Origin of the sequence: Cellulomonas gilvus ATCC 13127, assembly GCF_000218545.1 — a bacterium.
GTDB lineage: Bacteria > Actinomycetota > Actinomycetes > Actinomycetales > Cellulomonadaceae > Cellulomonas > Cellulomonas gilvus.
The window spans coordinates 677790-700928 of the sequence record NC_015671.1; the positions used below are offsets into that span (position 1 = coordinate 677790).

Below are 23139 nucleotides of genomic sequence, written 5' to 3' on the forward strand. Positions count from 1 at the left end.
CCGCGGGCCCGCCTCAGGGTGGATCCACGACGCCCGGTCCGCGGGCGGCAGGACGGAGGGACGCACATGACTCGCACCGCACTCGTCACGGGTGGTTCACGGGGGCTCGGCCGGGCGACCGCGCTCGCGCTCGCGGCCGACGGAGCGGACGTCGTGGTGACGTACGTGCGCGGGGCCGCCGCGGCCGACGAGGTCGTGACGATGCTCGAGCAGGGCGGCGGCCGGGCCGCGGCGCTCGAGCTCGACACATCCGCCCCGGAGACGTTCGCGGCGTTCGCGGCAGCGCTGGGCTCCGTGCTGGACGGGTGGGGCGCGCCCGGGCTCGACGTGCTCGTCAACAACGCGGGCGTCGCGGGTTCCACGCCGCTGGGTGGCACCACGGCCGCGGCCGTCGACGCGCTGTACGCGGTCCACGTGCGTGGGCCCGTGCTGCTCACGCAGGAGCTCGCCCCGCTGCTCGTCGACGGCGGGCACGTGCTCAACGTGTCCAGCGGGCTCACGCGGTTCGTCGGCGCTCCCGCGTACAGCGTGTACGCGGCCATGAAGGGTGCGGTCGAGGTGTGGACGCGCTACCTGGCCAAGGAGCTCGGGCCGCGGCGGATCGCGGTCAACACGATCGCGCCCGGGGCGACGTCCACCGACTTCGCGGGCGGCGTCATCCGGGACGACGAGCGCTACCGCGCGATGATCGAGGGTGCGAGCGCGATGGGCCGCGTGGGGGAGCCCGACGACGTCGGCCGGGCCGCCGCGGCGATCGTCTCGTCGTCGCTCTCCTGGGCCACGGGCCAGCGCATCGAGGCGTCCGGCGGCCAGTCGCTGTGACGGGCCACCGGGCGCGCGGTTGGGCAGGCGACGGCTGCGCGCTCCGGGCTCGAGGAGCCGTGATTGACCTGTCGAACCCCCCTCCCTAGGGTCCTGCTGCGGGAGCGATCCCACGGGCGCCACGACGACGTGGTCCGCTCACCCAGGGGGACAGGGGCAGGATCATGGCAAAGCCGTGCCAGGACGACGACGTCGTCACCCGGCGATCCGGGGCCAGGCGCGGTCGACGAGACCCGCGCCGACGCGCCACCGGTGACGTGACGCGCGTCGGCCGGGGCTGCGGTGACGTCCGCGCTCCTGCAGCCCGGCCGGCGTGCAGGGACCGGCGGATGGGCGACAAGGGGGTGCGCTGATGATGCTGTCGTTGCGCGAGGTGGAGGCCACTGCGGGCAGGTTCCAGCTCGGCCCGGTGTCCGCGGAGCTGGGGACCGGGGTCACAGCGCTGCTGGGCGCGAACGGTGCCGGAAAGTCCACGTTGATGAAGGTGATGGTGGGCGTGCTGCCGGCCAGGCGAGGGTCCGTCACCGTGCGGTCGGGTGCGTCGGGGGAGTACTCGCGGCCGGGGTACCTCCCGCAGGACTTCGATGCGCCCCGGAACACCCCGGTCGCCGACTACCTCGGGTTCGTCGGCTGGTGCCGTGCGTCACGCTCGAGGCCCGTGACCGACGAGGAGATCCACGGTGTCCTGGGCGCGGTCGGGCTGAGCGACCGCGCGCGGTCACCGTTCGGCAGGTTGTCCGGTGGCATGCGCCGCAGGGTTGGCGTCGCGCAGGCGATGCTCGGCGCGCCCGCGGTGATGGTGCTGGACGAACCGACGGTCGGACTGGACCCGGTGCAGCGGAGTGACCTGCGTGCGCTCGTGGTCGACCTCGCACGCGAGCGCGCCGTCATCGTCTCGACGCATCTCGCGGAGGACGTCGCGGCAGTCGCGGACCGCGTGCTCATCCTCGCGGACGGCCGTCAGGTCTTCGCCGGCACGACTGCCGAGCTGGCCGCGCGAGGCGGGGCGTCCACCGTCTCGTCGGAGACGGTGGAACGCGGCTTCCTGGCCGTGGTCCGCGCCGAGGGCACACCGTGATCGCCGAGGCGGCGCCGGCTCCGCCGTCGAGCCCGTACGCCGGGCTCGCACCCGCTCCGGGGACCGGGTCTGCCCGGTCGTGGTGGCACGTCGTGCGCTTCGTCGCGCGGCATGGGCTCCTGCGCTGGGTGGCGCTGGGGATCTGCCTGATCAACGCAGGTGTCCTCACGATGCGCGGCGCCCCATGGCGCGGAGACCTGACGTGGCTGATCGACTTCGTCCCGATCGGTCTTCTGGCGGTCGGACCGGTGGTCGCCGGTGCCGCGGCACTCGACATGGCCCGGTTCGGCGAGGGTGCGCGGCACGTCGAGGGGATGCGGTTCTGGCGTTCTCCGGCGGCAGCCGTCACCTACGCGTACACCATCGTCGCGGGCGGCGCCTACGTCCTGACGATCGTGGTCGGCGCGGCGGTGGTGCCACCGGTGCACGTCGACCGGTTCGCCTGGCTCGCCGTCCTGGCGCAGGTGCTCATGCTCGCGTTGTTCACGGCAGTCGGGACTCTCCTCGGGCGGGCGGTGAGCGCGGTGCTCGCGGGCATCCTCGCGGCGGTCGCGGTGCTCGCACTGGTCTTCCTCACCTCGAGCCGAGTCGAGAGCGGCGTCGCCCTGCTGTATGCGGGCGGGTCCCTCGTCCCCCGGGTGGGACGAGGGTTCGACGGCGGTTATCTCGCGGTGCAGGCGCTGCTGCTCGCGGCCATGGTGACGGCATGCCTGGTGATCCGCCCCGGGATCGCGCGCGCGGGGCGCATCCGCGCCGCGGAGTGGGCGGTGGTGCTCACCGCCGGCTCCCTCGTCGTGGTGGCCGGACAGGCGGGGCCCGACGACCGGTTGGCCCGGACGAACGCGCGGCCGACCGACTGTGCACCCGTCGCAGGCGTGACGGTCTGCATGTTCCCCGAGCACCGCAGGGTGGCGGGCGAGGTGCGACGTGAGCTCGGAGTGGTTCTCGAGGCTGCCCGCACCCACGGCTACGCGGCGCTCGTGCCCGCGCGCGTGGAGGAGGCGAGCGCCTCGTACAGCCCTGGAGGACCCGGGACGGCGGCCATTCGTGTCGAGGCGGAGCTGGAGGGCCAGGCGCCGTCGGACGAGGGGCTCGTGCTCGGACTCGTCGAGCCGACCCACTGCACACCGTGGGACCTCCCCGTGGCGGAGGCGGCGGTCAGCGGCGCTGAGCTCTCGGAGGAGTACTTCGCCGACCTCGACCGCCTCGTCGGGACCTGGCTCGCCCTGGTCGACCCGGACGCGGTCGTCGCGGGCGCGGGTGATCCCGGCCCGCCGCTCCTGGCTCCGCAGGAGGCGGCGCGCGTGATGGAGCAGTTCCGGACGTGCACCTACGACTTCCTGGCAGGGCCGGGGTGACGGGAGCCCCGACCAGGTTGCCGCTGACGGTATGGGTGCTGCTGCGGGCGACCGGATGGCTCTCGACGCTGCCGCTGCTCGCGCTCGCGGCCGCGATCACGCTGATCTTCCCCGACGGGGAGATCAGCCGGCTCGGCCCGTTCCCCCTGATGCCGACGCTCCGTGTCCTGGTGATCGTCCCGGTCCTGCTCGGCGTGGCCGTGGGCGTCGCGCATGCGACCGCCCGCACGCCCGTCGTCTTCCGGAACGGCCGGGTGCTGGGTGCGAGGGCGATCTCGTACGCCGTCACGTCCGCGCTCGCCGCCGCGATCGTCCTCCTGGGTACGAGTGTGGGGCCCGACGTCGCGGCCGGGGCGAGCATCAGGAACCTGCTGCTGATGAGCGGCTTGTGTGCGGGGACGGCCGCTCTGGCCGGCGTCGTCTACGCGTTCGTCCCCGGGGTGCTCGCTTTCGCCGCCGCGGTGCTCTCCGGACCCGGGGAGTCGGACTGGACACCGTGGGCGCTGCTGTTCCGGGAGTCGGCGTCTGGGGCACAGCTGGTGGTGGCCTCAGCGGTCGCCGTCGCCGGTGTCGGCCTCGCGGTGCTCGATCCGCGCAGCCCCGGGTACCTGCGTGACCGCGGCTTGCATGCGGTGGTCGGCCCGCCCGGCGTGAGTTCCGGGCGAGCCGACCACCGGCCAGGTGTCAGGGGCGGTCGACGAGGTGCTGGGCGTAGGCCGGGACGGTGAGGAAGGTCGGGAACTCCTCGGCCAGCGCGACCTGCTCGAACAGCGCGGCGGCGTCGTCGTACCGGTCGCCCGACGAGCGCGTCAGCGAGTCGAGCACGTCGGCCAGCACCGTGCGGACGTGCTCGGCGGTGATGAGGGTGCCGGAGTCCGTGACGACCTCCTGGTGCACCCACTGCCACACCTGCGACCGCGAGATCTCGGCGGTGGCGGCGTCCTCCATGAGGTCGTCGAGCGCCGCGGCGCCGACGCCGCGCAGCCAGGACTCGAGGTACCGGACCGCCACCGAGACGTTGCCGCGCAGGCCCGCGTCGGTCACCGCACCCGGCTCCGCCCCGCCGGCGGACGGGATGTCCAGGAGCTGGGCCTCGGTGACGTGGACGTCCTCACGCAGGCGGTGCCGCTGGTCGACGCGGTCGCCCAGGGCCTCGTCGAACACCTCACGCGCGACGGGCACCAGGTCCGGGTGCGCCACCCAGGTGCCGTCGAACCCCTGGCCGGCCTCGCGCTGCTTGTCCGCGCGCACCTGCTGGAGGGCACGCGACGTCACCTCGGGCGAGCGGCGGTTGGGGATGAAGGCGCTCATGCCGCCGATCGCCTGGGCGCCGCGCCGGTGGCACGTGGCCACCAGCAGCTCGGTGTACGCCTGCATGAACGGCACGGTCATGGTGACGCGCGAGCGGTCGGGCAGGACGAACCGGGGGCCGCGGTTCCGGAAGCTCTTGATGACGCTGAAGATGTAGTCCCAGCGGCCCGCGTTGAGCCCGGCGCAGTGGTCGCGCAGCTCGTAGAGGATCTCCTCCATCTCGAACGCGGCCGTGATCGTCTCGATGAGGACGGTCGCGCGGATGGTGCCGTGCGGCAGGTCCAGGTAGGTCTCGGTGAACCGGAAGACCTCGTCCCAGAGCCGGGCCTCGAGGTGACCCTCGAGCTTGGGCAGGTAGAGGTACGGTCCGCGGCCGGAGTCGATCAGCGCACGGGCGTTGTGGAACAGGTACAGCCCGGCGTCGACCAGCGAGGCCGACGACGAGCCGCGCTGGCCGGCACGGTCGACGAACGCGATGTGCTTCTCGGTGAGGTGCCACCCGCGGGGCCGGAACACGATCGTCGGGGTCTGGGGCCGGACGCGGTACTCCTTGCCCTCGGGCGTGGTGAAGTCCACCTGGCCGCGGATCGCGTCGAACAGGTTGAGCTGGCCGCCGACGACGTTGGTCCACGTGGGGCTCATGGCGTCCTCGTGGTCGGCGAGCCACACCTTGGCGCCCGAGTTCAGCGCGTTGACGGTCATCTTGCGGTCGGTGGGGCCGGTGATCTCCACCCGGCGGTCCTCGAGGCCCGGGCCGGGGCCGGCGACGCGCCACGCGGGGTCGGCGCGGATGCCCGCGGTCAGCGGCAGGAACCCGGGATCGGCGCCGTTGGACCACCGGTCGCGGCGGTGCTGGCGGGCCAGCAGCAGGTCGTGCCGGCGGCCCGCGAACCGCGCGTGCAGGTCGGTGAGGAAGTCGAGCGCCGCGGGCGTGAGGATCTCGGTGGTGCCGGGAACGTCCGCGCCGGGGGTGACCTCGAGGCGGGGCCGGGCGTACGGGTCGGTGAGCATGGTGCGGCTGGCCAGGGGCGTGATGACGGTCATGGCGGTTCTCCTTCAGGACTCCGGATGGGGACGACGAGGGTGCGCGCGGGGCCGTGGCGACGCTGCGCACGGCCCCGCGCGGTCGTCGGACGGCGGTCAGTGCGTGAACTGGGCCGTCTCGGTGGAGCCCGCGAGCGCGAGGGTGGCGCTGTCGGGCGAGATCGCGGTGGCGACGCGGTCGAAGTAGCCGGTGCCGACCTCGCGCTGGTGACGCGTGGCGGTGTAGCCGTCGGCCTCGGCGTCGATCTCGGCACCCTGCAGCTCGACGTAGGCGCTCATGCCGCGCTGCGCGTACCCGCGGGCGAGCGTGAACATCGAGTGGTTGAGCGCGTGGAAGCCCGCGAGGGTGATGAACTGGAACGCGTAGCCGTGGCCCGCGAGCTCGCGCTGGAACCGCGCGATCTGCTCGTCGGACAGGTGCTGGCGCCAGTTGAACGACGGCGAGCAGTTGTAGGCCAGGAGCTTGCCGGGGTGCTCGTCGTGGATGCGCTCGGCGAACTCGATCGCCAGCCCCACGTCGGGCGTCGACGTCTCGACCCACAGCAGGTCCGCGAACGGCGCGTACGCGCGCTGCCGGGCGACGACCGCGTCGAGCCCGGGCCGCACGCGGTAGTAGCCCTCGGCGGTGCGCTCGCCGGTGAGGAACTCGTGGTCGCGCTCGTCGGCGTCGGTGGTGAGCAGGTCCGCGCCGAGCGCGTCGGTGCGCGCGACGATCACGGTGGGCACCCCGGCGACGTCGGCCGCGAGCCGGGCGGCGGACAGCGTGCGCACGTGCTGGCTCGTCGGGACCAGCACCTTGCCGCCCAGGTGGCCGCACTTCTTCTCGGCCGCGAGCTGGTCCTCCCAGTGCACGCCCGCGGCGCCGGCCGCGATCATCGCGTGCATGAGCTCGTAGGCGTTGAGGGGGCCGCCGAACCCGGCCTCGGCGTCCGCGACGATCGGTGCGAGCCACTCGCGCGTGCGGCGGCCGTGCTCGGCGACGTCGATCTGGTCGGCACGCAGCAGCGCGTTGTTGATGCGCCGGACCACCGCGGGCACCGAGTTGGCGGGGTAGAGCGACTGGTCCGGGTAGGTCTGCCCGGACAGGTTCGCGTCGGCGGCGACCTGCCAGCCGGACAGGTAGATGGCCTCGAGGCCGGCCTTGACCTGCTGGACGGCCTGGTTGCCGGTGAGCGCGCCGAGCGCGGGCACGTGCGTGCGGCTGTGCAGCAGCTCCCACAGCCGCTCGGCGCCGCGCCGGGCCAGCGTGTGCTCCTCGCGGACGGAACCCCGCAGCGCCACGACGTCGGCCGCGGTGTGGGACCGGCGGACGCCGGCCCAGCGCGGGTCGATCTCCCACGACGCGGCGAGCTCGGCCGCCGTCGTGGTCTGGTCGCCGGTGCGGGGGTGGCCCGGCTGCTCGCGCCGAGCAGTGGTCGGGTCCGTCTGCGTGGTCATCGTGACCTCCGTGGGCTTCTGGGGTTCTTCTCGGCCGGGGTGGCCTGACCACCACGTTGCTGCACGCGCGCCGCTTCTTCCCCGGTCGGAGACGGAGAAGATCCGCGGAACTTCTCCTCGACAGAACTACCCGACGGTGTGACGCTGGACACATGACGACGACGTCGACGACGAGCCCGCGTCGAGCCCCGCAGCCCTCCGGCGCGCGGCGGGGCGAGCGCCAGGGGCCGGAGACGCCCGCCGCGCACGGCGGGCTCGACACGCTCGTGCTGGGGCGCCGGATCCGGCATCTGCGTACGCAGCGCGGGCTGACGCTGGAGGACCTCGGCACGGCGATCGGCCGCGCACCCTCGCAGGTGTCGATGCTCGAGAACGGCCACCGCGAGCCCAAGCTCAGCCTGCTCGCGCAGATCGCGGACGCGCTCGACGTGCCGCTGGCCGAGCTGCTGCGCACCGAGCCGCCGAGCCGGCGCGCGGCCCTCGAGGTCGAGCTCGAACGTGCGCAGCGCGGTCCGCTGTTCGGCCAGCTCGGCCTGCCGACGGTCAAGGTCGGCAAGTCGCTGCCGTCGGATGCGCTCGAGGCGCTCGTGGCGCTGCAGCACCAGGTCGAGCGGCTGCTCACCGAGCACGCCGCGACGCCCGAGGAGGCGCGCCGCGCGAACGCCGAGCTGCGCGCACGCATGCGCGAGCGGGACAACTACTTCCCTGAGCTCGAGGACCACGCGAGCACGCTGCTCGCCGCGATCGGGCACACGGGCGGCCCGCTGTCGCAGCGCGCGACCGCGGACATCGCGGCGCACCTGGGGTTCACGCTGCACCACGTGCCGGACCTCCCGCACTCCACCCGCACCGTGACCGACCTGGCGCACGGCCGCATCTACCTGCCGCAGGGCGAGCGGGGCGGCAGCGACTCGCGGTCGCCGCTGCTGCAGGCGCTGGCCAGCCACGTCCTGGGACACGCCGAGCCGCGCGACTACCGCGACTTCCTGCGGCAGCGCGTCGAGGCCAACTACCTGGCCGCGGCGCTCATGCTGCCGCGGGACAGCGCGGTGGCGTTCCTGACGGCGGCCAAGGACGAGCGCCGGCTGTCCGTCGAGGACCTGCGCGACGCGTTCGCGGTGCCGTACGAGACCGCGGCGCACCGGTTCACCAACCTCGCGACCCGGCACCTGGACCTGCCCGTGCACTTCATGAAGGTCCACGAGGGCGGCACGCTGCACAAGGCGTACGAGAACGACGGCGTCGCGTTCCCGTCCGACCCGCTGGGCGCGATCGAGGGCCAGCCCGTGTGCCGGCACTGGACGGCGCGCGTGGTGTTCACGCTCGAGGACCGGTTCTCGCCGTACTACCAGTACACGGACACGTCGTCGGGCACGTACTGGTGCACGTCGCGCGTGCAGCCGTCCTCGCAGGGCGCGTTCTCCGTCTCGGTGGGGGTGCCGTTCGCGCACGTGCGCTGGTTCCGCGGCCGGGAGACCGCCGAGCGCTCGAAGTCGCGCTGCCCGGACCCGTCGTGCTGCCGGCAGCCGCCCACCGAGCTCGCACAGCGGTGGGAGGGCTCGTCGTGGCCGTCGGCCCGCCCGCACGCGTCCCTGCTCGCGGCGCTGCCCGTGGGCGTGTTCCCGGGCGTCGACACCACCGAGGTCTACGAGTTCCTGGACCGGCACGCCCCCGCCTGACCCGGCGGCCCGGCTACCGCGCAACGGGTGGACCTCGTCCGGCCGGGCGTGACGAGGTCCACCCGATCCGGGGTCAGGGGCGCGGCAGGCGGTGGCGCAGGTCGGCGAGCTGGGTGCGCAGCTGCCGCGGGAGGCGGTCGCCGAACTGCGCGAAGAACTCCTCGGTGAGGTCGCACTCGTCGGCCCACGCGGCGGGGTCGACCGCGAACAGCGCCGCCAGGTCCTCCTCGGGCAGGTCGAGGCCCGTGAGGTCGAGCGCGCCGGGGGCGGGGTGCAGTCCGACGGGACCGGCCACGGCACCCTCGTCGGACCCGGACCGCGCGGCGTCCACCTGCCCGACGATCCACGCGAGCACGCGCGAGTTCTCCCCGAACCCCGGCCACAGGAACCGGCCCGAGGCCGACTTGCGGAACCAGTTGACGCCGAACACGAGCGGCCGCCCGGCGTCGCTCAGGCCCGCGCCCACGCGCAGCCAGTGCGCCCAGTGGTCGGCCATCGTGTAGCCGCAGAACGGGAGCATCGCGAACGGGTCGCGGCGCAGCTCGCCGACGGTGCCCTCCGCGGCCGCGGTCTGCTCGGACGCGACCGTCGCGCCCAGGAACACGCCGTGCTCCCAGTCGAACGCGCGCGTGACCAGCGGGACGTTGGACGCGCGACGACCTCCGAACACGATCGCGTCGACCGGCACGCCCGCGGGGTCCTGCCAGCTGTCCGCCATGGTGGGGCACCGCTCGGCGGCGACCGTGAAGCGCGAGTTCGGGTGGGCGGCGGGCCGGCCCGAGTCCGGCGTCCAGGACCGGCCGGTCCAGTCGGTCAGGTGCGCGGGCGGCTCGGGCGTCAGGCCCTCCCACCACACGTCGCCGTCGTCGGTGAGCGCCACGTTCGTGAAGATCGTGTCCCGCGCGAGCATCTCGACCGCGGTGGGGTTGGTCTGCACGCCCGTGCCGGGCGCCACGCCGAAGAACCCGGCCTCGGGGTTGATGGCCCACAGCCGCCCGTCCTCGCCGGGGCGCAGCCACGCGATGTCGTCGCCGATGGTCTCGACCGTCCAGCCCGGCAGCGTGGGGGCGAGCATCGCGAAGTTGGTCTTGCCGCAGGCGGAGGGGAACGCCGCCGCCACGTGGTAGCGGCGGCCGTCGGGGGACGTGACCCGGACCAGGAGCATGTGCTCGGCCAGCCAGCCCTCGTCGCGGCCCATGACCGACGCGATGCGCAGCGCGAAGCACTTCTTGCCGAGCAGCGCGTTGCCGCCGTACCCGGACCCGAACGACCAGATCTCCCGTGTCTCGGGGAAGTGCGCGATGTACTTGGTCGGATGGCACGGCCAGGGCACGTCGGGCGTGCGCGTGCCGTCGGGCGCGACGAGCGGGGCGCCGACGCTGTGCACCGCGGGCACGAACGGCGCGCCGGCGTGGATCAGGTCGAGCACCGCGGTGCCCACGCGCGTCATGGTGCCCATGCTCACCACCACGTACGGCGAGTCGGTGATCTCGACGCCCAGGCGGGCCAGCGGGCTGCCGATCGGCCCCATCGCGAACGGGACCACGTACATGGTGCGGCCGCGCATGGCCCCCGCGAACACGCCTGCGAGCTCGGCGCGCATCACGTGCGGCTCCCGCCAGTTGTTCGTGGGTCCGGCGTCCTGCTCCGCGGCCGAGCAGATGAACGTGCGGGACTCGACGCGCGCCACGTCGTCGGGATCCGAGCGCGCCAGGTAGGAGCCGGGGCGGAGCTGCGGGTCCAGCGGCAGGAGAGTCCCGGTCTCGACCATCTGCGCGACGAGCGCGCGACGCTCGGCCGCCGACCCGTCGCACCAGACGACCTCGTCGGGCTCGGTGAGCGCGGCGACCGCCTCGACCCAGCGGTGCAGGTCGAGCGGCTCGCCGGGGACGACGGTCGGCAGGTGCGGCACGCGCAACGAGGTGGCGGTCATGGTGGCTCCAGACGTCAGCGGGCGGGCTTTCCCTCTCGATCGTCTGTCAAGGCCCGCGGCTCCACGCGCTGGCTACGGTGTCAAGTTTCGCGGTTCTTGACATAGAGTGACGTTCCGTGACATCAGCCGACGAGACGCTCACGGTCGGTCGCCGCATCCGGCACCTGCGCACGGCCCGTGGGCTCACGCTCGACGCGCTCGGGCAGCGGGTCGGCGTGACGTCCTCCATGCTCTCGCTGGTCGAGAACGGCCGCCGTGAGCCGCGGCTGACGCTGCTGCGGGACCTGGCCGACGCGCTGGGCGTCACGCTCAACGAGCTCATCGACCCCGAGCCGCCCACGCGCCGCGCGGCGCTCGAGATCGAGCTGGACCGCGCGCAGCGCACCGCGCCGTTCCAGCGGCTCGGCCTGCCCGTGGTCCGGCCCGGCCGCACGCTGCCGACGCCCGTGCTCGAGCAGCTCGTCGGGCTGCACGCCGAGCTCGCGCGGCGCGAGCGCCAGGCCGTGGCCACACCCGAGGAGGCGCGCCGCGCGAACACCGCCCTGCGCCTGGCCCGCCAGGAGCGTGACAACCACTTCCCCGAGCTGGAGGACCTCGCCGAGCGCCTGGTGCGCGAGGTCGGGTACACCTCGGGACCGCTCACGCACCGCACGGTGTGGCGCATGGCCGAGCGCATGGGCTTCGAGATCCGGCACGTCGACGACCTGCCGCGCTCGACCCGGACGGTCACCGACCTCGAGCACGGCCGCATCTACCTGCCGCCCGCGTCCACGCCCGGCGGGCACGGCCTGCGCTCGCTCGCGCTGCAGGCCATGGCGCACCGGCTGCTCGACCACGACCGTCCGCGGTCCTACGAGGCGTTCCTGCGGCAGCGCATGGAGATCACCTACTTCGCGTCCTGCTGCCTGATGCCGCAGAGCGCCGCGGTCGACTTCCTGGCGCGGCGCAAGCGCGCCAAGGAGCTGGCGATCGAGGACTTCCGGGACGCGTTCGGCGTGACGCACGAGGCCGCCGCGCAGCGGTTCACGTCCCTGGCCACGCACCACCTGGACATCCGCGTGCACTTCCTGCGCATCAACGAGGACGGCTCGATCTACCGCGCGTACGCCAACGACGGGCTGCCGCTGCCCGTGGACGTCACGGGTGCGATCGAGGGGCAGGTGGTGTGCCGGCGGTGGGGCGTGCGCGAGGCGCTGTCCCGCCGCGACCACGCGACCGAGTCCTACCAGTACACGGACACGCCCGCGGGCACGTTCTGGTGCTCGACCCAGCCGGGGGTCGCGCCCACGGGCCGGTTCGCGCTCGCGGTGGGCGTGCCGTTCGCCGCAGCGAAGTGGTTCCGCGGGCGCGACACCCCGGTCCGGCGTCGCTCCACGTGCCCCGACGAGGGCTGCTGCCGCCGCCCCGACCTGCAGGCGGCAGCGCGCTGGGAGGAGCGCTCGTGGCCGAGCGCCCGGATCCACCAGCACGTCTTCGCGCCGCTGCCCACCGGCACGTTCCCGGGCGTGGACGCCGCGGAGATGTACGCGTTCCTGGACCGGCACGCCGCGGCGGCCGACGCGCGCACCCGCGTCGAGTCCGACGACCCGCGCTGATCCGCCACCGCCGCGGGGATGCGGCACGGACGGGCGGTGGGCCTACGATGTGGCCCGATCGACGAGCGAGGACGCGGGAGGTCAGGTGCACACCACAGCACGCCCGGCAGGCACGGGGACGACGACGAGCGGGGCAGCCCGTCGTCGCGCGTACGCGCTGGCGGGAGCGGGCCTGACGGCCGTCGCGCTCGCGGGCTGCGCGGGGACGCCCGGTGCGGCCGCGGTGGCCGACGGCCGCGTGATCCCGGCCTCCGACGTCCGCGTGGCGATGCAGGAGCTGGGCGCGCTCGGCGGCCAGATCAGCGTCGCGAGCGTGACCTCGGTGCTCGTCCAGGAGCCGATCGTCGCCGAGCTCGGTGAGCAGTACGGCGTCGGCGCGTCCGACGAGGAGGCCGCCGCGCTGCTCGACCAGAGCGCCACGCAGGCGGACCCCGACGCCGCGCCCGGGACGTACTCGGAGCCGACGCTCGCGATCGCGCGCTACACGCTCGTGACGGGCGAGCTGAGCGAGCTCGAGAACGCCGACGAGGTCATCGCCGCGTTCACCGAGCGGCTGGACGCGCTCGACCTCGAGGTCAACCCGCGCTACGGCACGGCCGACGGCGGCAACGTGGGCGCACCCGCGGCGTGGCCGTGGATCATCACGCCGGTCGAGGCCGCCCCCTGACGGCGTCCGCCGTGCCTCCGGAGGCGTCGCCGGACCCGGCCGCCCGCCTCGCCGAGCTCGTCGCGGTCATGGACCGTCTGCGCTCACCCGGGGGCTGCCCGTGGGACGCCGAGCAGACGCACGTCTCGCTCGCGCCCTACGCGCTCGAGGAGGCGTACGAGCTGGTCGAGGCGATCGAGGCCGGAGACCGCGCGGGGCTGCGTGAGGAGCTCGGCGACCTGCTGCTGCAGGTGGTGTTCCACGCACGCGTCGCGCAGGAGCACGACCAGGACCCGTTCGACGTCGGCGACGTCGCGCAGGACCTGGTCGCGAAGCTCGTCCGGCGGCATCCGCACGTGTTCGCGGACGCCGAGCACGCGGCCGACGACGAGGGCCGGCACGTCGCGTGGGACCGCATCAAGCGCGCCGAGAAGCCCGCGCGGGTCTCGGCGCTCGACGGCGTCCCGCTGGCGCTGGGTGCGCTCGCGCGCACGCAGAAGCTCGTCGGACGTGCGGAGCGCGCGGGGCTCGCGGTCGCGCCGGCGCCCGCACCGGCCTCGGACGCGGCCGGGCCCCTCGGCGACCGGCTGTTCGCGCTCGTGCTCGAGGCGCGTGCCGCGGGTCTCGACGCCGAGGGCGAGCTGCGCCGCACGACCGCGCGGTGGGAGCACGCGGTCCGCGAGGCGGAGGCCGATGCGGGGGAGCGGTGACCGGCGGCGCGCACGTGCGGCGGCCGGTCTGACGGGACGGTGGTCCCCGGTGCTCGTCGCCACCCCTGGGTAGGGTCGGCGCGACGGCTCGGGTGGTCGCCTGGCCGTCATGTGGACGTCCAGCGCTCACCATGCGGTCGGCGCGGTGTCATGTGGTCGACGATCTGGAGGTGCGCGTGGCGAGCATCGGCATCCCCCGCGAGGCAGCGGGACAGCGACTCGTGGCGGCGACGCCCAGCACGGTGAGCAAGCTGGTCGGCCTGGGGTACGACGTGCTGGTCGAGGCGGGCGCGGGCGCGGCGGCGACGTTCGCCGACGACGCGTACGCCGCGGCGGGTGCGCGCGTGGTCGACACGGCCGCGGCCTGGGGGGCCGACGTCGTCACGGCCGTGGACGCGCCGGCCGACGAGCAGGTCGGGCTGCTGCGCGAGGGCGCGACGCTGGTCGCGTCGCTGCAGCCCGCCGCACGCGGGCCGCTCGTCGCCGAGCTCGCCCGGCGCGGCGTGACGGCGCTCGCGCTCGACGCGGTCCCGCGGATCTCCCGCGCGCAGGCGCTCGACGTGCTGTCCTCGATGTCCAACGTCGCGGGCTACCGCGCGGTCGTCGAGGCCGCGCAGGCGTACGGCGGCATGTTCGCCGGCCAGGTGACCGCAGCGGGCAAGACGCCGCCCGCCAAGGTGTTCGTGATCGGCGCGGGCGTCGCGGGCCTCGCGGCGATCGGCGCGGCCGACTCGCTCGGCGCGCAGGTGCGCGCGTTCGACGTGCGACCCGAGGTGGGCGAGCAGATCGAGTCGATGGGCGCGCAGTTCGTGCGCGCACCGCAGGCGCAGCAGGAGATCAGCGCGGACGGGTACGCCAAGCCGCTCACGGCCGAGCAGGCGGCCGCGGCGCTCGACGTCTACGCGGCCGAGTGCGCGCAGGCGGACATCGTCATCACGACCGCGCTGGTGCGCGGCACGGCGCCGACGACGATCACGGCCGCCGCGGTCGCGGGCATGCGGCCGGGCTCGGTGATCGTGGACCTCGCGGCCTCCGGCGGCGGCAACTGCGAGCTCACGGTGCCCGGCGAACGCGTCGTCACGGACAACGGCGTCGTCGTGCTCGGCTGGACCGACCTCGCGGGCCGCATGCCGCAGCACTCGTCGCAGCTGCTCGGCACCAACGTGGTGCACCTGCTGCAGCTCCTCACGCCCGGCAAGGACGGCACGCCGGTGCTCGACCTCGAGGACCCGGTGCAGCGCGGCATGACCGTCGCGCACGCGGGCGAGGTGCTGTGGCCGCCACCGCCGGTCGCGGTCTCCGCGGCACCCCCGCCCGCCGCCGCTCCCGCGGGTCCGAGCGAGGCCGAGCTGGCCGCGCAGCGCAAGGACGCCGCGCAGGACGCGTCCCGCCGCGCGCAGCGCCGCACGGTCGGGTTCGCGCTCGCGGCGGTGCTCGTCACGCTCGGCATCTCGTTCGCGCCCGCCGCGTTCCTCGGCCACTTCACGGTGTTCGTGCTCGCGGTCTTCGTGGGCTACTACGTGATCTCCAACGTGAGCCACTCGCTGCACACGCCGCTCATGGCCCAGACCAACGCGATCTCCGGGATCATCCTGGTGGGCGCGCTGCTCCAGATCGGCTCCGACGACCTCGCCGTGACGATCCTGGCGTGCGTCGCCGCGGCCGTCGCGAGTATCAACATCTTCGGCGGGTTCCTGGTCGCGAACCGGATGATCCGCATGTTCCGCAGGGGTGCCTGATGACGCTCGTCTCCCTCGCCCAGGCGACCTACGTGCTCGCCGCCGTGCTGTTCGTGCTCTCGCTGGCCGGGCTGAGCAAGCAGCAGACCGCCGCGCGCGGCAACGTCCTCGGCATGGTCGGCATGGGCCTCGCGCTCGCCGCGACCATCGCGCTCGCGTTGCGCGACTCGCAGCGCCCGGAGCTCGTGACCGCGCTGCTCATCGCGCTCGTGCTCGCGGTCGGCGTCGTGGTGGGCACGTGGCAGGCGCGTCGCGTCGAGATGACGCAGATGCCCGAGCTCATCGCGATGCTGCACTCGTTCGTCGGGCTCGCCGCGGTGCTCGTGGGGTTCAACTCCTACCTGACCGAGCCGCCGCACGGCATCCACCTGGTCGAGGTGTTCCTGGGCGTGCTGATCGGCGCGATCACGTTCACCGGGTCGATCGTCGCGTTCCTCAAGCTCTCGGCGCGCATCAAGAGCGCGCCCCTGACGCTGCCCGGGCGCAACCTGCTCAACCTCGCCGCCCTGGTCGTCTCGGCTGGGCTGCTCGCGTGGTTCGTCGCGGCGCCCTCGCTGTGGCCGCTGGTGCTCATGACGGCCGTGGCGCTCGCGCTCGGCTGGCACCTGGTGGCCGCGATCGGTGGCGGGGACATGCCCGTCGTCGTCTCGATGCTGAACTCGTACTCGGGCTGGGCCGCCGCGGCCGCGGGCTTCATGCTCAGCAACGACCTGCTGATCGTCACCGGTGCGCTCGTCGGCGCGTCCGGCGCGATCCTGTCCTACATCATGTGCCGCGCCATGAACCGGTCGTTCGTCTCGGTCATCCTCGGCGGGTTCGGCGCGGCCGAGGGCGCGGCGGCTCCCACCGGCGGGCCCGTGGGCGAGCACCGCGAGGCGTCGGCGGACGACGTCGCCGCGATGCTGGGCGATGCTCGCTCGGTGGTGATCACGCCCGGCTACGGCATGGCGGTCGCCAAGGCGCAGTACCCGGTGGCCGAGCTGGTCGCCACGCTGCGCGGCCGCGGGATCGACGTGCGCTTCGGCGTGCACCCCGTGGCCGGCCGGCTCCCCGGGCACATGAACGTGCTGCTCGCCGAGGCCAAGGTGCCGTACGACATCGTGCTCGAGATGGACGAGATCAACGACGACCTGGCGCAGACCGACGTCGTGCTGGTGATCGGCGCCAACGACACGGTCAACCCCGCGGCGCTCGACGACCCGTCCTCGCCGATCGCGGGCATGCCCGTGCTCGAGGTGTGGAAGGCCAAGCAGGTGATCGTGTTCAAGCGGTCGATGGCCACGGGGTACGCGGGCGTGCAGAACCCGCTGTTCTTCCGGGACAACACCGCGATGCTGTTCGGCGACGCCAAGGAGCAGACCGACCGGATCGTGGCGGCGCTGCACTCCGCCTGACCTGCGACGTCGTCGCGGACGGGCCTGCCGTCGAACCGTTTCACCCCTGGTGGGGCGGACCGGGTGGTCCCTAGCGTCGCGGCCGAGCCCCGCACCCGTGCCGGGCCACGTCGCGAAGGAGCGAGCCATGCCCCGTCCCGCCCACGAGCCGGCCGGGGCGTCCGCCCCGCTCGTCGCCGCCGCGCTCGCCGCTCTGCTCGTCGCGCTCGCGGCGCTCGTCGTGCCGCTCGCCCCGGGGGCCCGCGCCGCGTCCGCCACGGTGGTGCAGGCGGACTTCGAGGACGGGCTCGACGGCTGGGCGGCGCGTGGACCGGCGCCCGCGGTCGCGCTCACCGCACAGGACGCGCGCGGCACGCAGAGCCTCTTGGTCACGGGCCGGACGTCGAGCTGGCACGGCGCGGGCGTCGACGTGAGCGACGCGTTCGAGCCCGGCGTCACGCACGCGGTCAGCCTGTGGCTGCGGCTGCCCGCGAGCGGCACGGGCTACGCGGACCTGCGGGTGTCGGTGCAGCGTGACGTCGCGGGCACCTCGTCGTACGACACCGTGGCGACCGTCACGGGCGTCACCTCGGGCGCGTGGAAGCAGGTCGTCGCGAGCTACACGCCGGGGCCGTTCGACTCGGCGCTGCTGTACGTCGAGTCCACGTCCTCCCTCACGGACCTCCTGGTCGACGACGTCGTCGTGACGTCGTCGCGCGCGACGCCGGACCTCACGCTCCCGCAGCTGGACTCGACCCTGGCGCCCTGGTTCCCGTTCGGCATCGCGGTCGAGCCCGCGGACGTGCTGGCCGGGCGGGGCGACCTCGTCGCGCACCACGCCGCGCAGATCACGCCCGGCAACCAGATGAAGCCCGACGCGGTGCAGCCCACCGAGGGCACGTTCCGGTTCGGCCCCGCGGACCAGCTGGTCGACTTCGCGGTGGCGCACGGGCAGCGCGTGTACGGCCACACGCTCCTGTGGCACCAGCAGACGCCGGCCTGGTTCTTCCAGCGGCCCGACGGCTCGGCGCTCACCACGAGTGCGGACGACCAGGCGCTGCTGCGCGCACGCCTGCGCACCCACATCGAGGCGATCGCCGACCACTACCGCACGAAGTACGGCGAGTTCGGCACCACGTCGAACCCGATCTTCGCGTTCGACGTGGTCAACGAGGTCATCGACGAGAGCCAGACCGACGGCCTGCGGCGCAGCGAGTGGTACCGGGTGCTCGGGCCGTCCTACGTCGCGGACGCCTTCCGCTACGCGCGTGCCGCGTTCGGACCGCAGGTGCTGCTCTTCATCAACGACTACAACAGCGAGTACCCGAACAAGCGCGCCCCGTACGTGGCGCTGGTCCGCGACCTGCTGGCCGCGGGCGTGCCCGTCGACGGTGTGGGCCACCAGCTGCACGTCGAGGTCGGCCGCTCGCTGGCCTACGTGGAGGCGACCGTCGCCGCGTTCGAGGCGCTGGGCGTGCGGCAGGCCGTGACCGAGCTCGACGTGTCCACGTACCTGCACGGCGGTGAGAGCTGGACCACGCCGCCCGCGGACCGCCTGCTGCAGCAGGCGTACTACTACCGCGACCTGTTCGCGGTGCTCAAGCGCCACGCGGCCTCGTTCGAGTCGGTGACCGTGTGGGGTGTCGACGACTCGCGCACCTGGCTCCGGTCCGGCGCCGCCCCGCTGCTGTTCGACGGCGACCTGCAGGCCAAGGCGGCGTTCTGGGGCGTGGTGGACCCGTCGCGCATCGGCACCACACCCACCCCGACCCCGACGGCCACCCCCACCCCTGCTCCGACCCCCACCCCCACGCCCAGCCCGACGGCCACGCCGACCCCGACGCCCACGCCGACCCCGACGCCCACGCCCAGCCCCACGGCCACGCCGACCCCCACGGCCGGTCCCGCGGGCTCGTGCGAGGTGCGCTGGACCGCGAGCGCATGGAACACGGGCCTGACCGCGAACCTGCGGGTGACGAACACGGGCGGCACGCCCGTCGACGGCTGGCGCATGACGTTCGACCAGCCCGCGGGCCAGCAGCTCACGCAGGGCTGGAGCGCGGTGTGGACGCAGCAGGGGACGGCCGTGACGGCGACGAACGCGCCGTGGAACGCGCGCCTGACCCCGGGCGCGAGCGTCGAGATCGGCTTCAACGCGACGCACGGCGGCACGCCGGGCCGGCCGACGACGATCGCGCTGAACGGCACGCCCTGCACGGTGGGCTGACGACGCGCCGCTCGGACACTCCGGCCCGTGGTACGGCACGGCGCCGGGGTGTCCAGCGGACGGAGGTCCCGGCGCGGCCGTCCCGGGACGCCACTAGGGTGAGGACGTCACCCCACCACTGCACGGAACCCCACCTGCACGTCGAAGGAGCTCCCATGGCCAGCATCGAGGCCGTCGGCGCCCGCGAGATCCTGGACTCGCGCGGCAACCCCACTGTCGAGGTCGAGGTCGCTCTCGACGACGGCACCATCGCCCGCGCGGGGGTCCCCTCGGGCGCCTCGACCGGCGCGTTCGAGGCCGTCGAGCGTCGTGACGGCGACAAGTCCCGCTACCTGGGCAAGGGCGTCGAGCAGGCCGTGAACGCGGTCATCGACGAGATCGCCCCCGAGATCATCGGCTTCGAGGCCTCGGAGCAGCGCCTCGTGGACCAGGCGCTGATCGACCTCGACGGCACGCCCAACAAGGGCAAGCTCGGCGCGAACGCGATCCTGGGCGTCTCGCTCGCGGTCGCCAAGGCCGCGGCCGACTCGGCCGACCTGCCGCTGTTCCGCTACGTCGGTGGCCCGAACGCGCACGTCCTGCCGGTCCCGATGATGAACATCCTCAACGGTGGCTCGCACGCCGACTCGAACGTGGACATCCAGGAGTTCATGGTCGCCCCGATCGGCGCCACGACCTTCCGCGAGGCCCTGCGCACGGGTGCCGAGGTCTACCACTCGCTCAAGTCCGTGCTGAAGAGCAAGGGCCTGGCCACCGGCCTGGGCGACGAGGGTGGCTTCGCGCCCAACCTCGAGTCCAACCGCGCCGCGCTGGACCTGATCCTCGTCGCGATCGAGAAGGCCGGCTTCACGCCCGGCACCGACGTCGCGCTCGCGCTCGACGTCGCGTCCACGGAGTTCTTCGCGGACGGCGGCTACAAGTTCGAGGGCGCCACCAAGACGCCCGACGAGATGATCGCGTACTACGCGCAGCTCGTGGCGGACTACCCGCTGGTCTCCATCGAGGACCCGCTGTCCGAGGACGAGTGGGAGTCCTGGACGCAGCTGGTCGCCGAGGTCGGCGGCAAGGTGCAGATCGTCGGCGACGACCTGTTCGTCACCAACCCGGAGCGTCTGGCCAAGGGCATCGCGCTCAAGTCGGCGAACTCGCTGCTGGTCAAGCTCAACCAGATCGGCACGCTCACCGAGACGCTCGACGCGGTGACGCTCGCGCAGCGCAACGGCTTCACGACGATGACCTCGCACCGCTCGGGCGAGACCGAGGACACCACGATCGCCGACCTGTCGGTCGCGACGAACGCGGGTCAGATCAAGACCGGTGCGCCCGCGCGTGGCGAGCGCATCAACAAGTACAACCAGCTGCTGCGCATCGAGGAGGAGCTGGACGAGGCGGGCCGCTACGCGGGCCGCACGGCGTTCCCGCGCTTCCAGGCCTGAGCACGTCAGCCTGACCGGTCGGCACCACCGACCGGACCCGAGGCCGGTCGCCCCGCACGGGGCGGCCGGCCTCGGTCGTGCCCGGCCGCGGTGCGCCGGATGTGCAGAGTTGGTGAACACGCCGATCCGGACACGGCCGAGCGGCAGCGCATCCGCAGGTCGGGGCGTCCGCGCAGGCACAATCGGACGCATGCCGTCGCCCCGTCGCCCCGTCGAGCCGCGCGCGGCCGACGCACGCGCGGCCGCGGCCCGTCCTCCAGTGCCACGTCCGGCTCCGGCCACACCCGCGCGCGGCACCTCGTCGGAGGTCGCCGGAGGCGCCCGGCGCGCGCCGTCCGGGGCCGCGAGCACCCCCGGACGCGGTGCACCCGCGGTCCGTCGGGGCGCCGCTCCGGCGCGCGCGACGGCACCCGGCGCGCCCGTCCCGCCGCGCACCGGTGCGGGGGCGACACCCCCGCGCGACCCGTCACGACGCACGCCGGCGACGCCCGCGCGCGGCACCGCGGCCGCGCCGCGCGTCTCGGCGTCCGCGCGCCCACCGGCCCCGTCACGGGGCGCCGGCCGCGGCTCGTCGCCGCGCCCGTCCGCGAGCCGCCCCGCGGGGCGGACGCCGTCGACGCCTCCGCGCGGCACCGCACGCGCGGAGGTGGTGCAGACCAAGGTGCCCCGCCTGTTCTCGGTCCGCGCGATCGTGCTGGGCGTCGTCCTGGTGCTCGCGTTCGTGCTGGTGTACCCGACGCTGCACACGTACCTGCGGCAGCAGGTCGAGCTGCGGGGCCTGCGGCAGGACGTCGCGGCGGCGCGTGAGCGCAACGACGACCTCGAGGCCGAGCTCGCGCGGTGGGACGACCCCGCGTACATCACGGCGCAGGCGCGTGAGCGGCTCGCGTACGTGTTCCCGGGCGAGACGGCGTTCCGTGTGGTGGACCCGGAGTCGGTCGAGGAGCCCGCGGCACCGGTCGACGAGCAGGACACCCCGGTGGCCACGACCACCGCCGAGGTGCCGTGGTACTCCGCGCTGTGGGACTCGATGGCGGTCGCGGGCGCCGAGCCGACGACCGACGACGCGACGACGCCGGAGAAGGACTCGCGGACCGGCACGGACGACGGCGCAGGCGCGAAGAAGGGCACCGACGCGCCCTGACGGCCGCGCACGCGTGCGCGCGGACGCACCCCGGGTGCGGGGGACAATGGTCGCCGCCGGGCTCCCACCCGGTCCCGACCCCCGGAGGAACCCGTGCCCACCAGCGCCCCCGACGTGACCGAGCGCGACCTCGAGGTGCTCACCGAGCAGCTCGGCCGGCCGCCGCGCGGCGTCGTCGGCGTCGCCGCGCGGTGCGTGTGCGGGCGCCCGCTCGTCGTCCGGACGGCCCCGCGGCTCGACGACGGCACGCCGTTCCCGACGACGTACTACCTGACGAGCCCGCAGGCGGTCGCGGCGGTGAGCACGCTCGAGGCGTCCGGGCTGATGAAGGAGTGGACCGCACGGATCGCGGACGACGAGGAGCTCGCGGCCGCCTACGGGCGTGCGCACGAGGCGTACCTGGCCGACCGCGCCGAGCTCGGCGACGTGCCCGAGATCGCGGGGATCTCGGCCGGCGGGATGCCGACGCGCGTCAAGTGCCTGCACGTCCTGGTCGGCCACGCGCTGGCCGCCGGACCCGGGGTGAACCCGTTCGGCGACGAGGCGCTCGAGCTGCTCGCGGACGTCTGGCGGCCGGACCGCTGCACCTGCTGACCCCGCGCGGGATGGGAGGATGTCCGCCGTGACGCGCGTGGCAGCCATCGACTGCGGGACCAACTCCATCCGACTCCTGGTGGCGGACGTGGACGTCGCGGCGGGCACGCTGCACGACCTGGACCGGCGCTCGGAGGTCGTGCGCCTGGGCCAGGGTGTGGACCGCACGGGCCGCCTGGCCCCCGAGGCGCTCGCGCGCACGCTCGAGGCGAGCGCGCGCTACGCGGAGATCTGCCGCGACCTCGGCGTCGAGGCGATCCGGTTCGTCGCCACGTCGGCCTCGCGCGACGCGGAGAACCGGGCGGACTTCGTCGACGGCGTGCGTGCGCTCCTGGGTGTCGAGCCCGAGGTCGTCTCGGGTCAGGAGGAGGCGGCGCTGTCGTTCCGCGGGGCCACGGGCGTGGTCGCGGCGCGGCACGCGGGTCCGTACCTGGTGGTCGACCTGGGCGGCGGCAGCACCGAGGTGGTGCTGGGGACGCGTGAGCCGGAGGCCGCGCTCTCGATGGACGTGGGCTGCGTGCGGCTCACCGAGCGCCACCTGCTGGGCGACCCGCCCACGGACGACGAGCGCGCGGCGGCGCTGCGCGACGTCGAGGCGGCGCTCGACGAGGCCGCGGCCGTGGTGCCGCTGGGGCGGACGGTCACGCTCGTCGGCCTGGCCGGGTCCGTGACGACCGTGACCGCGCACGCGCTCGGCCTGCCGTCCTACCAGCCCGAGCGCATCGACGGTGCGGTTCTCACGGTGCCGGACGTGCTCGCGGCGTGCGAGGACCTGCTCGGCCGCACGCGCGCCGAGCGAGCGGAGCTGGGCTTCATGCACCCGGGCCGGGTCGACGTGATCGGCGCGGGCGCGCTGGTGTGGCACGCCGTGGTGAGCCGGGTGCGGGACGAGGTCGCGGCCGCGGGAGGGCGGCTCGAGGGCGTCGTGACGTCCGAGCACGACATCCTCGACGGCATCGCGTGGAGCGCGGCGGAGCGCCTCGCGCGCTGAGCGCCGCCGCGGCGCGCCGCGC

Annotated in this window: 18 protein-coding genes; 15 read left to right on the plus strand and 3 right to left on the minus strand. The window is 74.3% G+C overall.

Going from position 1 to position 23139, the window contains the following annotated elements:
- Positions 1-66: 66 nt before the first annotated feature.
- The 4 genes from CELGI_RS03140 (at position 67) to CELGI_RS03155 (ending at position 3986) form a co-directional block, all read left to right on the plus strand.
- Positions 67-822, plus strand: a complete 756-nt coding sequence (locus tag CELGI_RS03140) for an SDR family NAD(P)-dependent oxidoreductase (RefSeq protein WP_013882662.1) — start codon at positions 67-69, stop codon at positions 820-822.
- Positions 823-1174: 352 nt separating this feature from the next.
- Complete coding sequence (locus tag CELGI_RS03145; protein ID WP_013882663.1) at positions 1175-1900, plus strand: ATP-binding cassette domain-containing protein; 726 nt, start codon at positions 1175-1177, stop codon at positions 1898-1900.
- Positions 1897-3258 carry a hypothetical protein gene (locus CELGI_RS03150; protein ID WP_013882664.1) on the plus strand — a complete coding sequence of 454 codons (1362 nt, stop codon included), beginning with the start codon at positions 1897-1899 and terminating at the stop codon, positions 3256-3258. Before CELGI_RS03145 ends, CELGI_RS03150 begins: the two co-directional genes overlap by 4 nt.
- Positions 3255-3986 (plus strand): hypothetical protein, encoded by a 732-nt coding sequence (locus CELGI_RS03155; protein ID WP_013882665.1) that lies wholly within the window; start codon positions 3255-3257, stop codon positions 3984-3986. The genes CELGI_RS03150 and CELGI_RS03155 overlap by 4 nt, the downstream gene beginning before the upstream one ends.
- On the opposite strand, the gene aceB is transcribed toward CELGI_RS03155, so the two are convergent.
- Both aceB and aceA read right to left on the minus strand, forming a co-directional pair.
- Positions 3943-5613: a malate synthase A gene (aceB, locus tag CELGI_RS03160; RefSeq protein WP_013882666.1), complete on the minus strand. Its 1671-nt coding sequence runs from the start codon at positions 5611-5613 to the stop codon at positions 3943-3945. The genes CELGI_RS03155 and aceB overlap by 44 nt on opposite strands.
- A gap of 96 nt (positions 5614-5709) precedes the next feature.
- On the minus strand, positions 5710-7050 hold the full coding sequence (gene aceA, locus CELGI_RS03165; RefSeq protein WP_013882667.1) for an isocitrate lyase: 1341 nt from the start codon (positions 7048-7050) through the stop codon (positions 5710-5712).
- A 152-nt stretch (positions 7051-7202) separates the two neighbouring features.
- On the opposite strand from aceA, the gene CELGI_RS03170 reads away from it, so the two are divergent.
- Entirely contained in the window at positions 7203-8729 is a 1527-nt protein-coding gene (locus tag CELGI_RS03170; RefSeq protein WP_013882668.1) for an XRE family transcriptional regulator, read from the plus strand.
- Between the two features lie 73 nt (positions 8730-8802).
- Here the strand turns inward: CELGI_RS03170 and CELGI_RS03175 are convergent, their stop codons facing one another.
- Complete coding sequence (locus tag CELGI_RS03175; protein ID WP_013882669.1) at positions 8803-10662, minus strand: phosphoenolpyruvate carboxykinase (GTP); 1860 nt, start codon at positions 10660-10662, stop codon at positions 8803-8805.
- A 116-nt stretch (positions 10663-10778) separates the two neighbouring features.
- On the opposite strand from CELGI_RS03175, the gene CELGI_RS03180 reads away from it, so the two are divergent.
- The 10 genes from CELGI_RS03180 (at position 10779) to CELGI_RS03225 (ending at position 23117) form a co-directional block, all read left to right on the plus strand.
- A complete protein-coding gene (locus tag CELGI_RS03180; protein ID WP_013882670.1) occupies positions 10779-12257 on the plus strand; it encodes a helix-turn-helix domain-containing protein in 1479 nt (492 codons plus the stop codon).
- 85 nt (positions 12258-12342) lie between these two features.
- Positions 12343-12924, plus strand: coding sequence for a SurA N-terminal domain-containing protein (locus CELGI_RS17265; protein ID WP_013882671.1), 582 nt, complete (start codon positions 12343-12345; stop codon positions 12922-12924).
- An 11-nt stretch (positions 12925-12935) separates the two neighbouring features.
- Entirely contained in the window at positions 12936-13613 is a 678-nt protein-coding gene (locus CELGI_RS03190) for a MazG family protein (protein WP_041574082.1), read from the plus strand.
- Between the two features lie 176 nt (positions 13614-13789).
- Complete coding sequence (locus tag CELGI_RS03195) at positions 13790-15352, plus strand: Re/Si-specific NAD(P)(+) transhydrogenase subunit alpha (RefSeq protein WP_013882672.1); 1563 nt, start codon at positions 13790-13792, stop codon at positions 15350-15352.
- Positions 15352-16746, plus strand: coding sequence for a Re/Si-specific NAD(P)(+) transhydrogenase subunit beta (gene pntB, locus CELGI_RS03200; protein WP_013882673.1), 1395 nt, complete (start codon positions 15352-15354; stop codon positions 16744-16746). Before CELGI_RS03195 ends, pntB begins: the two co-directional genes overlap by 1 nt.
- Before the next feature lie 127 nt (positions 16747-16873).
- Positions 16874-18952, plus strand: a complete 2079-nt coding sequence (locus CELGI_RS03205) for an endo-1,4-beta-xylanase (RefSeq protein WP_013882674.1) — start codon at positions 16874-16876, stop codon at positions 18950-18952.
- A gap of 155 nt (positions 18953-19107) precedes the next feature.
- On the plus strand, positions 19108-20388 hold the full coding sequence (gene eno, locus CELGI_RS03210) for a phosphopyruvate hydratase (protein WP_013882675.1): 1281 nt from the start codon (positions 19108-19110) through the stop codon (positions 20386-20388).
- A 649-nt stretch (positions 20389-21037) separates the two neighbouring features.
- Positions 21038-21532 (plus strand): FtsB family cell division protein, encoded by a 495-nt coding sequence (locus CELGI_RS17270; RefSeq protein ID WP_169315131.1) that lies wholly within the window; start codon positions 21038-21040, stop codon positions 21530-21532.
- A gap of 93 nt (positions 21533-21625) precedes the next feature.
- On the plus strand, positions 21626-22126 hold the full coding sequence (locus CELGI_RS03220) for a DUF501 domain-containing protein (RefSeq protein ID WP_013882677.1): 501 nt from the start codon (positions 21626-21628) through the stop codon (positions 22124-22126).
- Between the two features lie 28 nt (positions 22127-22154).
- Positions 22155-23117 (plus strand): Ppx/GppA phosphatase family protein, encoded by a 963-nt coding sequence (locus CELGI_RS03225; RefSeq protein ID WP_013882678.1) that lies wholly within the window; start codon positions 22155-22157, stop codon positions 23115-23117.
- Positions 23118-23139: the final 22 nt, after the last annotated feature.